The sequence below is a fragment of the uncultured Gemella sp. genome, assembly GCF_963525165.1.
Lineage (GTDB): Bacteria > Bacillota > Bacilli > Staphylococcales > Gemellaceae > Gemella.
On sequence record NZ_CAURJN010000017.1, the window covers coordinates 25,883 to 40,222 of the forward strand.

Genomic DNA, 14,340 nt, shown 5'->3' on the forward strand with positions numbered 1-14,340 from the left:
TATGAAGTGTAGTTTTTGTAGTTTAGAAACAAAGAAAAAGTTGGGGTTTGATACATTATTTGCAAAAAAAGAGAATTTTTATCTTTGTACTAGCTGTAGGAAACATATTGATATAAATGTCTTAGAAGTAGGAGAATATACTTTGTATTATTTTGCTGACTATGAATTTTTAAAAGATGAAATCTATTCTATAAAATATTTCGGAGATGTGGCTTGCGCAGTAAAATTTAAAAATCTTTTAGGTAAGTTTTTTTCTTTAAATAATTTTGATTTAGTGACGATTGTTCCAGCAAACGAGATTCGGGAGGTTATTCGAGGGTTCGATCATATTGAGCAAGTTTGTAAATTATGTAATGTGAATTTTGTGAAATTACTTAGTTGTGAATATAGAGAAAAACAATCGAAACTTCATAAAAAAAGGATAGAAAATAGATATCATTTTTTGAATGATAATCTTGATTTGAAAGAAATTGAGACTCTTTTGATAATAGATGATATATATACAAGTGGAAGTACATTATTGGGATGTGCTAGGACAATTCATAAGGCTTATCCTGGCATAAAAATAAGTTTTTTGACACTTTCGAAAGTAATATAATGAGATTTATTTACTATACAAGTCTAGTTTTTATGGTATAATGTTAAAGTTGAATTTTATCAATTTTAAATTCGATATTTTATAAAAAAATTACACAGTTAGGAGATGGTTAAAACAAAAATTTTATTTTCATTCATAATGATCGCACTAATTTTAATTTTGGTAATTTTCTTATCTAAGAAATTCGAATTAAATAAAGATCAAATTATTATATTTTGGATATTAGTTTTATTCTGGTCTGCGATAAGTATTATACGTGCTTATAGAAAACTATACGCGATTACACCGATAGAACAAGGTGGACTGTCTTTAACACCGGTACTCGCAGCTCAAATAGCAGCTGGTTATGGACTTATGAGTTTAATAGTAAGATTGCCGATGTTTTTGGCGAGCGATATTTTCAAAAGACGTAAAATATTCGTTCAAATTTCTCTATTTTTATTAATTGTAACTTCATTTTTAGTAGCATTTAACAGTAGCTATATAGCTTTATATTTATCTTCATTATCATTGGGGATAAGTGCGACAATGCTTGCCTTATTTAATGTTATTTTCTCAGAAACATTTTCTAAAGATAAGGCGGCGGTATCAGTATCGATACTATCTGTAGCACCGTTATTAGCTGAATTTATTGCAGCACCGATACAATATGTTTTTACTATGAATACATACAAACATTTTGATTATATGTGGATAGTAGCCGGTATTATCGCGACAATTACGTTTATATTATCATTTATGATGAAAGATTATCGCCCTATTGATAGTGATTTTTCATTTGATAAGGTGAAAGTAGTAATCAAACATAAAAGTTTCATTTATATTTGTTTAATAGCGTTATTGCTTTCATTTATCAAGTTTGCTACAAGTGGAGCTAACATGATTGCTTATGGCAAAACAGAGCTTAATATGACGCCGTTAATGCTAGCATATATGGATGCTGTCTTTGCAGTACCTCAGCTTATTGCTGGAGTTCTAGTAGGGGTTTATTTCACAAGAAAATGGGGTATTCAAAAAACTCTATTATTCTTACTAGGATGTTCATTAGCATTCTATGTAATAGCGCTATATGTTAGCAATCCGTATGTTATTTATGTTAGTTATATCTTAAATGGATTAGGATATGGTGGTGCTTACAATGTGCTAATTTCCCTTGCTATGCAATATTTCGATAGAGAATATCGTAATGTAAGTATGGGGATCTATCAAGCATTCTTCGCCTTAGGTATTTATTACGGAGATTATGTGTATGTTTGGATAGCTAAACATGTTAAAAATGGCTTACTTGGTTTTACACAAAGTAAATCTATTTTCCTTATTGTCATAGGAATAACTCTAATAAGTATGCTTATGGTTAAATTAAAAGTTAGAGATAAGTAAAAAAGTTGATTCACAATTTTGTGGATCAACTTTTTCACTATTCTGTTTTAGTTTATTATCCTCCGATTAAATCTCCACGAATATATCCAGTGTAGTTTCCATAGTCAACATAAGCCCAAGCTTCCCCGTCTGAGTTAGTTTCAAGAGATCTTATTGTAACAGAACTATCAACTTTCATTGACATTATTATTTTCCTAGAATTATTTTTGTTATTTTATGTAATAGAGTTAATAATTTTAATTGTGCTGAGAGATTTTCCAAACTTAAATTTTAATTTTTTGTTTAAAGTGAAATTTTCTTTTGGAATTAACAATTAGATGTATAGGCTATTTGTTATTTTATTTTTCTTTTAAAAAGTGTCAAAATTTGATATAATAATAAAGATACCTATATAGTTATAGTTGCTATACGAGGGTATAATTAAAATGAAAAAGGAGTGTTAATTTGGATAATAACATTTCAGAACTTTTGAGTAAAGAAATTGAAGAATTAATGAAGAATAAATTTTTCTTTAGAACTCCTAATAATATGAAAATACTAGCTTATGCAGTAAGTTATTTAATTTTAATATTATTAGGGATATTCCTAAATATTGAAGTTATGACGGCGTTCCTTTCTGTATTTCCACTTACATATGTATTAGGTGCGAAAGGATTGAATTATTATATTCCATTGATTATTTCAAGTGGAGTAATATTAGGATTATTTGCTTCTCATAATATGATATTTTGGTTTGGAATACATATGATTATAGCTTATATAATGTATAAAACCATATATTCACGAGGTTCAAAATTATTATTGGTTGTGACTATTAATACAATAATATTCTTAGGGATAGCTTTATACGTATTCTTATCTATAAAAATAGGGAATATAACTATTGATAGTAATCAAATATTAGATTTTATTAATTCTTATGTAAATTCTATGATGGAAATGAACCAAGGTGTAGATAAAAACATAATATTAGAAAGTTTTTCTAATTTGCAAAAGACATTTCCTGTAACATTATTTGTGATGATGTTTGTATATAGTTTAGCTTTGGTGCAATATACATTATCGTTATTAGCTAGAGAATATGTGATTATCCCAGTTTTTCCTAAGTTTAGTCGTATAATGCTAAGCCCAAGAAGTGGATATATATACATCGGTGTTACATTGATAACTTTCCTTGTTGAAATGGAGGCAGGAAGTAATACTTATAGTTTTTGGAACATTTTATTCCAAAATATTACAGGAGTGTTGTCACTTGCGTTTATTTTAAATGGGTTGTTTACTGCGTTCTTCTTTATAGAACAAAAATCAAAATCAAATATTGGTAAACTAGTGGTGTTTGCATTAATGTTGATTTTTAGTCCTATTTTTGAATTGCTAGGATTTGTTGATAGTATATTTAAATTAAGAGAAGGATATATTGTTATGAAGAGGGGGAGATAAGTATGAATTATAAGAAAAAATATGAATTAATTATTTTTATTATTTTTCTAATTGGTGCAATTCTAAGTGGTATATTTAATATTTATAGCTTAGTAATTTATTTGTTGATGGGCGTACTTATTTTCTTTTTTTATAGTAGACAAAAGAAAAAAGCTGGCGAACAAATGGAGCGATATATTAGTAAACTGACGAATAGAATTAAAGATTCGTCAGAAAAAGGAATCAATAAGTTCCCTATAGGTATAGTTGTAATCGATAAAGATAAAAATATTGAATGGGCAAATAATTTTATTTATAAGAATATAAAGGTCGAAGAAATAAAAGGATTAAATATTTTAGATCTTATGCCTGAAATAAAAGAATTATTTGAGTTGGAAGCTCCAGTTGATAATCAGTTTGAAATTTTTGGTAAATATTTCAAAGTAAATTATCAAAGAGATAGTGGTTATATTTACTTCTTTGATATTACAGAAAGTAAAGTTGTAATGCAAAGATTTAGAGATACTCGTCCGATTATCCTTAATTTAAGTCTTGATAATTATGAAGATGTATCTGATTCCTTAGATGATGAAGTGGCAAGTAGATTGGATGCTACTATTGTTATTACATTAACAGATTGGGCTAAAAAAAATAGTATTTATTTGAAAAGAATAGATGAAGATAGATTTATCGGATTATTAAATGTAAAAGATTTAAAGAAAATTGAAAAAGAAAAATTTCAAATTTTAGATACTATTAGAAATCTAAAAGAAGATTTTGATGCACCTATTACTTTGAGTATTGGTGTTGGAATGGGAACAGATTTCTTGCCAGAATTAGGAGAACTAGCGAAGAGCTCACTAGATTTGGCTTTGGGTCGTGGTGGAGACCAGGTTGCCATGAAAGATGTTGATGGTACGATTAGATTTTATGGTGGTAAAACTAATCCACAAGAAAAACGCACTAGAATTAAGGCTCGTGTTGTTTCTAATGCATTGGCTGATATCGTAAATGATAGCGATAAGATTATCGTAATGGGACATAAACGTCCAGATTTCGATGCAGTCGGAGCTTGTGTGGGTATTTATACTTTTGCTAAGTTTTTAGGTAAAGAGTGCTATATTATCTTAAATGATAGTGATCGAGATGAAACAATTCAGAAAGTAATGTTTGAGATTGACAGTCTAGATGAACAATTATCAAAAGTATTTGTAGACAGTGATGAAGCTTGGGAACTTATGACACCGCAAACAACTCTAATCGTTGTTGATACGTCCGATGCTTCTCGAGTAATAGATGCAGCGATTTTATCAAAAGCCAATAAAAAAGTTATAATCGATCACCATAGACGTGGTGAAGATATAATTACAAATCCATTGTTAACTTACATTGAGCCTTATGCTTCATCGGCATCGGAATTAATCGCTGAGTTAATTGAGTATCAAACTAAGATTGAGAAAATTTCACCTATTGCTGCAACGGTTATGCTTGGAGGGATAGTAGTCGATACACAAAACTTCTCAATAAGAACAGGTTCTAGAACTTTTGATGCAGCAGCGTATTTACGTAGTAATGGTGCTGATCCTACAAAAGTCAAAACTATTCTAAAAGAACCGTTTGAGAATTTTATGAATAGAGTAGAAATTATTAATAATTCTATTCAAAAATCACCGGAGATTATCATGGCAAAAGCCCCGGAGGATAAATATTATACAAATGTTATGCTTGCTCAGAGTGCGGATTTACTTCTTACTCTTAAAGGTATTGAATGTAGTTTTGCTATAGGATACTTAGAAGAAGGTAAGGTCGGTATTTCGGCAAGATCTCTAGGAAAAGTCAATGTTCAACTTATTATGGAAGAACTTGGTGGCGGAGGTCATCTTGCTAATGCAGCAACACAAATCGAAGGAGTTAATTTAGATGAAGCGTTGGAACGTTTAAATGATGCTATTGATAAAATAACATCTTAAAAATAAATCATAGAAAAAAGGAGAAACTGAAATGAAAGTTATATTTTTAGAAGACGTTAAAGGAAAAGGTAAAAAAGGAGATGTTAAGGAGATTGCTGACGGATATGCAAAATTCTTAATAACTAATAAAAAAGCTGTAGCGGCAACAAATGCTAATATGGCAACACTTAAAGGTCAACAAAAACGTGTTGAAAAAGATAAACAAGAAGAATTGGTTCAAGCTAACTTACTTGCAAAACAACTAGAAGGTTTAGAAGTAACTATTAAAGTTAAATCTGGAGAAGGCGGAAGATTATTCGGATCAGTATCTTCTAAACAAATTGTTGAAGAACTTAAGAAACAACATGACCTAAAAGTTGATAAGAAAAAAATTGATTTACCACACGGTATTCAATCATTAGGTTATACAAATGTTAAAATTAAACTACACTCTCAAGTAGAAGGAACAATTAAAGTTCACGTGATGGAACAATAGTAAATAAGTTGAAGGTGATAATATGAAATATCATATAGATTCTGTCGTTATGGCGGAACAATCGTTATTAGGGGCTCTAATGCAGGAGCCGGAAAAATTAGTAGAAGTGAAGGCTACGGTTGATGCTGAAGACTTCTATGATGAACGAAATAAAGATATTTACAGTGCTATTTTACGTTTAGACGAAATGGAAATAATACCTGACACCACTACAATTTTTGAAGAAATAAATAATAGTGGGGCATTCAAAAACGTGGATGCCTCATTATATATAGTGGATTTATATGATGTTACACCAAGCTCTCGTAATATAATGCATTATGCAAATTTAGTAAAAAGGTATTCTATTTACAGAGAAATTCGTGCTGCATTGTTAAATAGTACTGAGGAGATGAATCAAGGAAATGCTGATATTGATTCATTAACTGCAACTTTATTCGATCAAGTAGAACGTGCCATGGAACGAGCGAAAACATCTCAGTTTAAGAACATGAAAGATGTTACTGAGGAAGTTTTTAAAGAAATTTTAGCTCGTATGGCAGGAGAAGGAGAGAATGTAGCTGTATCTACTGGATATGGAGCGTTAGATAAGCTTGTAGGTTTTGGTAAGGGAGATTTAATTATCCTTGCAGCGCGTCCTGCGATGGGGAAAACAGCTTTTGCACTTAATATTGCCCTTAATATTGCTGGGAAGAATCCGCGTTCTGAAGATGAGAAAAGAACAGTGGCATTGTTCTCGTTAGAGATGGGTGCCGATCAGCTTGTTTCTAGGATGATTTGTAGTGAAGGAATGATAGATTCTGAAAAAATTAAACGGGGTACTCTTGATAATGATGACCTTATGAAATTAGAAACAGCAGTTCATTTCTTAAATCAGAAGAATGTCTTTATTGAGGATAGTGCTTTTATTAAAGTAAATGAAGTAAAGGCGAAATGTAAGTTATTAAAAGCTGAACATGGTTTAGATTTAGTTGTTATCGATTATCTACAACTGCTACAAGGAAGTAAGAGAACTGATAATAGACAACAAGAGGTATCTGAAATATCTCGTAGTTTAAAACAGATGGCAAGGGAATTAGAGTGTCCTGTAATTGCGTTATCTCAGTTATCGCGTAGTGTTGAATCTAGGCAAGATAAACGACCTATGATGAGTGACCTTAGGGAATCTGGAAGTATTGAGCAAGATGCCGATATTGTTTCATTCTTATACCGTGGTGACTATTATAGAAGTGAAGATGTCGATGAAAATGAAGTTCAAGAAACAAGTGATGTCTCTACTATTGAGGTAATTATTGCTAAAAATAGGCACGGACAAACAGGAACGGCAGAACTTGCATTTATGAAACGATATAATAAGTTCGTATCTAAAACCTATGCTGAATAGGAGAAGTAGTTATTAAAAATAGAGATGATAATCAAGGTAATGAAATCAATAAGATGGAGGATTCTGTTTCTCTTGATTATAGTGTATGTAAGAGTGAATTAACACCAACTGGTTACTATGATACAAATGGTTCCTTTGTTATAGCTGGATATTGTAATAAAAATGGAAAATTTGTAGAGGATGATAAATCGCCAGTTAATTAAAAAAATTAATTATTATATCTCTAGAAAAACAAAGTATTTGTTTGCAAGATAGGGAAAATAGTTAAAGGTGAGTAAATTAAAAGCTAGGGACAGATGGCGAAAAGATTGTTTGTAGCTGACTTTTTACAAAAAAAATTATAATAAAGTTTTGGAGGAAAAAATATGAATTTTAAGAATAAAAGATTAATATCAACTGTTATTGTTGTTGTCCTAGTGGTGTTTTCGTTAATTAAAGGAACTATAACGTCAAGTAATAACAATAAAAAAGATGATGCAGAATTAAATGGATATTTAACTGAGTTCTTACAAAAACAAAGTGTTACTAAATTAACTTTGAAAAAAGGTGACAGTAGTCAAGTGATTCAAAAGATTTCTATTGAAGGTGAAATTAATGCAGAGATGACGAATACCTATTCAAGAGGTTCTGTTTTAAATCAAATTAAAGAAGCTAAGAATAATCCTAATGTTAAGGCTATATTATTATCTGTAAACTCACCAGGTGGTGGTGTATATGAGACTGCTGAGCTGTATAACGCCCTTAAGAATAGCGGTAAAGATGTTTATGTTTCAATGAAAAAGATGGCTGCATCAGGAGGGTATTATGTTTCTACACCAGCTAAGAAGATTTTTGTAAATACTGAAACAACTACTGGATCACTAGGAGTAATTATGAGTTATGTTTCAGCTCAAAAATTCTTAAACGATCATGGAATTAAACAAGAAACCATCCGTTCTGGAGAACAAAAAGCAGTGGGTGGTTTAACAGAAGACTTACCAGAATCAACTAGAAAAATATTACAAGAGCAAAATAAAGAAGCGTATGAAAGATTTGTAAAAGCTATAGCAGAAGGTAGACACTTAAGTGAAGATGAGGTTAAGAAACTTGCTGACGGTAGAACTTACACTGGTACTCAGGCTGTAGCGAATAAACTAGCTGATAAAGTTGGTACTGAAGATGAGCTTATTGATTTAATAAAAGAAGAAAAAGGACTATCTAATCCAACTGTAATTGAGTTAAGAGCTGATAAAACTGCAGAAAGTTTAATTTCTAGATTTGTAAAAGCAACAACAAAAAGTTTTATCTCTGAACTAAATAGCGAAGTAAATTCAAATAAAGTTGAGCGTAACTACTTAGGATAGGGAGGGGATTTAAATGAATAATGATTTAAATAATAATACACCTTCATATGATCCGCTTCTTAACGGGGGTACTACAGTAGCACCGGATGAACTTGCACGAAATAAAGAAAATGTTGAAGAGTATGAAGATACTAAAGACGCACAAGAAAAACTAGAAAAAGATCTCACATTACCAACGTCAATAGAAGACTATATGATTCTTTCAAAGAACTTCTATGCAGGCTTTTGGACTAGATTTGTTGCATATTTAATAGATATGATAGTCATCTATGCTATATCTAGTTTATTAAATACTATTAGCTTTGGATTATTAAATAAGGTACTTGATTTTCCAATTTTAGGAGAAGAATCTTTAAGTTATGTAATTGTTATGTTTACATACTTTATATCGATGACGTACTTCTTCTCTCAAACTTTAGGAAAGATGATTATGAAGGTGAAAATTGAGACAAATAGAGGTGATAAGCTAAGTTTTGCAGATGTAGTTTATCGTGAATTAGTTGGAAGATTATTGACGATATTTTTAGCTTACCTACCGTATTTAGCAGTAGCTTTTACAAATAAGAAAAAAGGACTTCACGACTTTATTGCTGATACTGTAGTAGTTAAAGAAGATTTTTCTAAACTTCGTCGTCAGATGAATGAAAAGCTAGAAAATATAAATTAAATAAAATTTAAAGCTGTAGGTTTTAATAAATCTACAGCTTTAAATTTTAAATTAAATCCTAGAAAATCAGCTGAGATTGACAAAAAGGTCCTAAAATTTGACAAAGTTCATATGAGAACTCATAGACGCAGTGGTTTATTGATATCTAAATTTGCTTTATAAAAGCTTTTTAGATATCTAATAAACTGTGCGGGGGTGACTCGACAAAATCGATTTCTACGAAATCACGATTTTTGAGTCACTCCCTATATCATAATGATAGCTGTTATTGATTATTTAAAATATTGTTGACAATAATTTTAGACGGTAGTATACTTAATTTATAACGATGACTACAAATGTAGACGAATAAAAATATTTAAAAGATAGGTGTGATTAATATATGGTAAAAAATGAAACATATTTAATTGAAGGGATGAGCTGTGCTTCTTGTGCAGCGCATATTGAAGATAGTTTAAAACAAGTTGATAATTTATCAGATGTCAATGTAAACTTTGCAACAAGTAAGCTTACTCTTTCTAGAGGAGACGGAATAGATAGAACTGAAGTAGAAAAGATTGTAGAAAAATCGGGGTATAAGCTTACTTATGTTTCTAGTATTGAAGAGCGAACATTTATATTAGAAGGAATGAGTTGTGCAACGTGCGCGAAAAATATAGAAGATACGATTTCATCTTTAGATGGAACAGAAAAAGCCATTGTAAATTTCGCTACTGAGAAGATGGTAGTAGAATTTGATAAAGAAAAATTAAGTGTAGCTGAGATTGAGAGAAAAGTAGAAGAAGCGGGCTATAAAGCAAGATTAGAGATAGATAATTCGGTAGATGACCAAGCTGAGAAAAAACAACAAGAAATAGATGGTATTTGGAAAAGATTTATTTATTCAGCTATATTTTCAGTGCCTGCGTTGTACATAGCGATGGCTGAGATGGTGGGATTACCTATGTTGGAAAGTTTAAGTCCAATGGGAAATCCAAAATTATTTTCAACTGTACAGTTTATTCTGGTGTTACCTGTTTCGTATTTTGGTAGAAAATTCTTTAGTGTAGGAATTAGAGCTCTTCTTAGAAGAAAACCTAATATGGATTCTTTAGTAGCGTTAGGAGCAGGGGCAGCATTCTTATATAGTGTTTATTCAACCGTATTGGTATATTTAGGTGATGAACATGCAGCTATGAATTTGTACTATGAATCTGCAGCGGTAATCTTAACATTGATTACACTAGGTAAATACTTTGAAGGAGTATCGAAAAGTCGTACTACAAATGCTATTAGTAAGTTGGTCGGATTGGTACCAAAAACAGCTAATTTAATAAAAGATGGTGAAGAACATGTAGTAGCCGTAGATGAAATATCTATAGGTGATATATTACTTGTTCGTCCTGGTGAAAAAGTACCTCTTGATGGAGTTGTGATTGAAGGTCGTTCGACTGTAGATGAATCGATGTTAACAGGGGAAAGTATCCCAGTAGAAAAAGATATTAATAGTAAAGTTGTTGGAGCTAGTATTAATAAAACAGGTGTTTTTAAAATGAAAGTTACTAAAGTCGGAAAAGACACTACTTTATCACAGATTATTAAACTTGTTGAAGATGCTCAAAATTCTAAAGCTCCAATCGCAAAACTTGTTGATAAAATTTCAGGTGTATTTGTTCCTATTGTTATTGTTTTAGCACTAATAGCTGGAATTTTATGGTACTTTGTTGGAGATGCATCTTGGAGTTTTTCTCTAAAAATTATTATCGCAGTGCTTGTTATTGCTTGTCCTTGTGCCTTAGGTTTAGCTACACCGACAGCTATAATGGTTGGTACAGGTAAGGGTGCAGAACACGGTATTTTAATAAAAAGTTCAGAAGCTCTTCAGTTAGCTAAAGAAGTTGATACTGTTGTTTTTGATAAAACTGGAACATTAACAGAAGGTAAAATTTCAGTAACTAATGTAGTGACATTTAACGATTTAAAAGAAGAAGTTTTATTGCAACTTGCAGCGAGTGTAGAATATCTTTCAGAACACCCATTAGGTCTAGCTATAGTAGATGAAGCTAAAAATAGAAATTTAGAGCTGTTAGAAGTTAAAGATTTTAGTTCATTAACAGGATTAGGTATTTCATCAATGGTTGATGGAAAGTCAATATTAATCGGTAATGAGAAATTAATGTTAGAAAACAATATTGATACTAAAAATTCAGTAGAAAAAGCAGAAAAATATGCTTCTGAAGGAAAAACACCATTGTTCATAGCTGTAGACTCTGACCTTTCTGGAATTATAGCTGTTGCCGATCAAATAAAAGAAAGTAGTTTGAAAACTATTGAAAAATTACATAGCTTAGGTTTAGAAGTAGTAATGTTGACTGGTGACAATAAAAAAACTGCTGAGGTAATTGCAAATCAATTATCAATAGATAAAGTAGTGAGTGAGGTTTTACCAGAAGATAAAGCAAATGAAATCAAAAAACTTCAAGCTCAAGGTAAAAAGGTAGCAATGGTCGGTGACGGGATTAATGATGCACCGGCACTAGTACAAGCAGAAGTCGGAATAGCAGTAGGAACAGGAACGGATGTAGCAATCGATGCGGCAGATATAGTGCTAATGAAACCTGACTTAAATTCTGTTGTTAATGCTATAGTTTTAAGTAAAAAAACTATAAAAAATATTAAAGAGAATTTATTTTGGGCATTCTTCTACAATGTTATAGGTATTCCTTTTGCGATGGGGGTATTCTACATATTCGGTGGACCATTGTTAAATCCAATGTTAGCAGGGGCTGCGATGAGTTTTAGTTCTATATCTGTAGTTCTAAATGCGTTAAGATTAAAAAGGATAAAATTAAATTAATAAAATTCATAAAAAGAAAGAAGGATTAATCATGAAAAATGAATATAATATCAAAGGCGTAAAATGTGGTGGTTGTGTCGCTGTTGTTAAAGAAAAATTATCAAAACTAGATAATGTTGATAACGTTGAAATAAATATTCAAGAAAAAACTATTGTAGTAGAGGGAGATATTTCGAAGGAAGATCTTCAAAATGCATTATTTGGTACAAAGTTTAATATAGTTTAATAAGTAAACGGGATTAGCTCGACAAATTTGATTTATCTAACATCTCGATTAGGAGTCACCACTAATAAGTAAACACCTTGGAATTAGAGTAGAAATCTAATTCTAAGGTGTTTTTGTATTTTATTTGTCGTAACCTAAATATCCTATTGCAATAGCTTTAGGTCCTGCGTGAGATCCAATTACAGGAGAAATAATTTCTGTTTCAACTTCTATATCACCAAAAGTTTTCTTGATAGATACCATTGCTTTTTCTAATAATTCATCTGTTGTATAAAGAACAAATAAACTCTTTGGATTTTTTTCTTTTATTTCTTCACACATTTTTGAAAGGACTTTATTCATTCCTCTATGTTTACCACTTACTGAAAGGAGACCGTCTTTAATAGTTATAATAGGTAGAATATTTAACAGGCTTGATAGAACGAACTGAGCTTTTGTAAGTCTACCTCCTGCATATAAATATTGCATAGTCTCGACTGTTACAAGAACATTGTGTTGCTGTGAAAGTTCTAAGTATCTATTTTCTATATTTTCGAATGTTAGACTTCCTGTCTCGAATTCTTTAATAATTTTTTCGATAGCAATTCCCACCATCCTCGCTATTTGAAGAGTATCGATTATTTTGATTTCAATACCATCAATAAGCTCTTTAGCTTGTACGAAAGAAGAATATGTCCCTGATAATTTCGAAGAAACGCTGAAAGCAACGATACGCTCTACGCCTTGTTGTTTTAAATCTTCATAAACACTTAAAATTTTACCTACTGCAGGTTGGCTTGTGGTAGGTTTTTGTCCGTTGTGTATTCTTTCGTAAAATTCGTCGGGAGTTATAGTTACATTATCCTCGAAAATCTCATCATCAAGACGAACTTCAACAGGGATAACTGTAATTGGATTGTTATTTTCAAAATTTTTATTAATTTGTAATGCTGAATCGCACACAAAAGCTGTTTTCATAAATTTTAACCTCATGTTTAATATTATATTCAAAATTATTGTAGTTTTACTACGTTTTTATATAATACACTAAAAATAAAATTTTTTCAAATAAAAAGTGAAATAAAAAGTAAACTATTATTGTTGTTTTCAAATTTTAATACCCTTAATATATTTATTTTAAAAGTAATTTTATGTTTTGACATTTATTAATATGGATATTAGATATCTACAATTATATTTTTATTATTTAGGAGTAGTAATACTAGTGAAGAAACATTTTCCCATGAAATACTAAGTATGATATAATAATTTAAAGGTTATAAAGTAAAAATTTAGATGAAAAATATAAAAGAAAAAGCGAAGGTTATAAACATGAGTATAAAAGCAGTGTTATTTGATATGGATGGATTAATGGTAGATACCGAAAGTTTGGCAACAGAAGCATTTATTCATAGTGCTAAAAAGCAAGGTTATAAAATGACTAGAGAAGAGACTCTCTTGGTATTAGGTTTTACTATAAAGAGTATTTATGAATTTTGGGAAAATTATTTTAAGGATTCTGATGTTAGTGGAAAGCAATTAGTTGATGATCATTATGAATATATAGAGGATATATTGTTTACGACAGGTCCTAAGAAAATGCCATTTATAGAGGAATTGTTAATATATCTAAAAGATAATAATTACAAAGTTGCGGTGGCGTCATCTTCTAATATGAATCACATAGTTAATAATATGGAGAAGACTGGGCTTGTGAAATATATAGATGAGCTTGCTAGTGGGGCAGAAGTGAAAAATGGTAAACCCGGACCAGATGTGTTTTTATTAGCTGCAGAGCGTTTAGGTGTAAAACCAGAAGAATGTTTAGTTCTTGAAGATTCTAAGGCTGGTGTAATTGCAGGAAGCACAGCAGGAGCTAAAGTTATTATGGTTCCAGATATGTTTGAACCGGATGAAGTCTGTAAAGAAAAAGCTTATAAAATAGTTGAGAATCTAGGAGAGGTTATTAAATTATTAGAAAATGGTGAGTAAAGAGAATAAAATGATCGGTCTTGTTTTTGATGTGGATGATACGTTGTATGAACAGATAGTTCCATTTGAGA

At 30.7% G+C, this 14,340-nt stretch carries 14 protein-coding genes; 12 read left to right on the plus strand and 2 right to left on the minus strand.

Features of this window, described 5'->3' with window-relative positions; genetic code table 11:
* The first annotated feature begins 1 nt into the window (after nt 1).
* Nucleotides 2-598, plus strand: a complete 597-nt coding sequence (locus tag RWQ74_RS04810; protein ID WP_314397153.1) for a ComF family protein — start codon at nt 2-4, stop codon at nt 596-598.
* Between the two features lie 138 nt (nt 599-736).
* Complete coding sequence (locus RWQ74_RS04815) at nt 737-1,978, plus strand: MFS transporter (protein WP_314397154.1); 1,242 nt, start codon at nt 737-739, stop codon at nt 1,976-1,978.
* A 55-nt stretch (nt 1,979-2,033) separates the two neighbouring features.
* Here RWQ74_RS04815 and RWQ74_RS04820 read toward each other — a convergent pair whose 3' ends face one another.
* Nucleotides 2,034-2,162: a hypothetical protein gene (locus RWQ74_RS04820; RefSeq protein WP_314397155.1), complete on the minus strand. Its 129-nt coding sequence runs from the start codon at nt 2,160-2,162 to the stop codon at nt 2,034-2,036.
* A gap of 260 nt (nt 2,163-2,422) precedes the next feature.
* On the opposite strand from RWQ74_RS04820, the gene RWQ74_RS04825 reads away from it, so the two are divergent.
* From RWQ74_RS04825 to RWQ74_RS04865, 9 genes are all read left to right on the plus strand, one after another.
* On the plus strand, nt 2,423-3,418 hold the full coding sequence (locus tag RWQ74_RS04825; RefSeq protein WP_314397156.1) for a DUF2232 domain-containing protein: 996 nt from the start codon (nt 2,423-2,425) through the stop codon (nt 3,416-3,418).
* 2 nt (nt 3,419-3,420) lie between these two features.
* Nucleotides 3,421-5,367, plus strand: a complete 1,947-nt coding sequence (locus RWQ74_RS04830; RefSeq protein ID WP_314397157.1) for a DHH family phosphoesterase — start codon at nt 3,421-3,423, stop codon at nt 5,365-5,367.
* Nucleotides 5,368-5,398: 31 nt separating this feature from the next.
* Nucleotides 5,399-5,842: a 50S ribosomal protein L9 gene (gene rplI / locus RWQ74_RS04835; protein WP_314397158.1), complete on the plus strand. Its 444-nt coding sequence runs from the start codon at nt 5,399-5,401 to the stop codon at nt 5,840-5,842.
* Nucleotides 5,843-5,864: 22 nt separating this feature from the next.
* Nucleotides 5,865-7,226, plus strand: coding sequence for a replicative DNA helicase (dnaB, locus tag RWQ74_RS04840; RefSeq protein WP_314397159.1), 1,362 nt, complete (start codon nt 5,865-5,867; stop codon nt 7,224-7,226).
* A 53-nt stretch (nt 7,227-7,279) separates the two neighbouring features.
* A complete protein-coding gene (locus RWQ74_RS04845) occupies nt 7,280-7,429 on the plus strand; it encodes a hypothetical protein (protein WP_314397160.1) in 150 nt (49 codons plus the stop codon).
* A 162-nt stretch (nt 7,430-7,591) separates the two neighbouring features.
* The gene (sppA, locus tag RWQ74_RS04850; RefSeq protein WP_314397161.1) at nt 7,592-8,569 is read left to right on the plus strand and encodes a signal peptide peptidase SppA; all 978 of its coding nucleotides are present in this window, start codon (nt 7,592-7,594) and stop codon (nt 8,567-8,569) included.
* Nucleotides 8,570-8,582: 13 nt separating this feature from the next.
* Complete coding sequence (locus tag RWQ74_RS04855) at nt 8,583-9,236, plus strand: RDD family protein (protein ID WP_314397162.1); 654 nt, start codon at nt 8,583-8,585, stop codon at nt 9,234-9,236.
* 382 nt (nt 9,237-9,618) lie between these two features.
* On the plus strand, nt 9,619-12,072 hold the full coding sequence (locus RWQ74_RS04860) for a heavy metal translocating P-type ATPase (RefSeq protein ID WP_314397163.1): 2,454 nt from the start codon (nt 9,619-9,621) through the stop codon (nt 12,070-12,072).
* 31 nt (nt 12,073-12,103) lie between these two features.
* A complete protein-coding gene (locus RWQ74_RS04865; protein WP_314397164.1) occupies nt 12,104-12,298 on the plus strand; it encodes a heavy-metal-associated domain-containing protein in 195 nt (64 codons plus the stop codon).
* Between the two features lie 120 nt (nt 12,299-12,418).
* On the opposite strand, the gene RWQ74_RS04870 is transcribed toward RWQ74_RS04865, so the two are convergent.
* On the minus strand, nt 12,419-13,255 hold the full coding sequence (locus RWQ74_RS04870; protein ID WP_314397165.1) for a DegV family protein: 837 nt from the start codon (nt 13,253-13,255) through the stop codon (nt 12,419-12,421).
* A gap of 318 nt (nt 13,256-13,573) precedes the next feature.
* On the opposite strand from RWQ74_RS04870, the gene RWQ74_RS04875 reads away from it, so the two are divergent.
* Nucleotides 13,574-14,269: an HAD family phosphatase gene (locus RWQ74_RS04875; protein WP_314397166.1), complete on the plus strand. Its 696-nt coding sequence runs from the start codon at nt 13,574-13,576 to the stop codon at nt 14,267-14,269.
* The last annotated feature ends 71 nt before the right edge of the window (nt 14,270-14,340 follow it).

Bases quoted from the DNA above. Each gene is read 5' to 3' on its own strand.
- dnaB (WP_314397159.1), top strand. From the start codon at position 5,865: ATGAAATATCATATAGATTCTGTCGTTATGGCGGAACAATCGTTATTA.
- RWQ74_RS04870 (WP_314397165.1), bottom strand. From the start codon at position 13,255: ATGAAAACAGCTTTTGTGTGCGATTCAGCATTACAAATTAATAAAAAT.
- RWQ74_RS04860 (WP_314397163.1), top strand. From the start codon at position 9,619: ATGGTAAAAAATGAAACATATTTAATTGAAGGGATGAGCTGTGCTTCT.
- RWQ74_RS04810 (WP_314397153.1), top strand. From the start codon at position 2: ATGAAGTGTAGTTTTTGTAGTTTAGAAACAAAGAAAAAGTTGGGGTTT.
- RWQ74_RS04865 (WP_314397164.1), top strand. From the start codon at position 12,104: ATGAAAAATGAATATAATATCAAAGGCGTAAAATGTGGTGGTTGTGTC.
- RWQ74_RS04875 (WP_314397166.1), top strand. From the start codon at position 13,574: ATGAAAAATATAAAAGAAAAAGCGAAGGTTATAAACATGAGTATAAAA.
- RWQ74_RS04845 (WP_314397160.1), top strand. From the start codon at position 7,280: ATGGAGGATTCTGTTTCTCTTGATTATAGTGTATGTAAGAGTGAATTA.
- RWQ74_RS04815 (WP_314397154.1), top strand. From the start codon at position 737: ATGATCGCACTAATTTTAATTTTGGTAATTTTCTTATCTAAGAAATTC.
- sppA (WP_314397161.1), top strand. From the start codon at position 7,592: ATGAATTTTAAGAATAAAAGATTAATATCAACTGTTATTGTTGTTGTC.
- RWQ74_RS04830 (WP_314397157.1), top strand. From the start codon at position 3,421: ATGAATTATAAGAAAAAATATGAATTAATTATTTTTATTATTTTTCTA.
- rplI (WP_314397158.1), top strand. From the start codon at position 5,399: ATGAAAGTTATATTTTTAGAAGACGTTAAAGGAAAAGGTAAAAAAGGA.
- RWQ74_RS04820 (WP_314397155.1), bottom strand. From the start codon at position 2,162: ATGTCAATGAAAGTTGATAGTTCTGTTACAATAAGATCTCTTGAAACT.
- RWQ74_RS04855 (WP_314397162.1), top strand. From the start codon at position 8,583: ATGAATAATGATTTAAATAATAATACACCTTCATATGATCCGCTTCTT.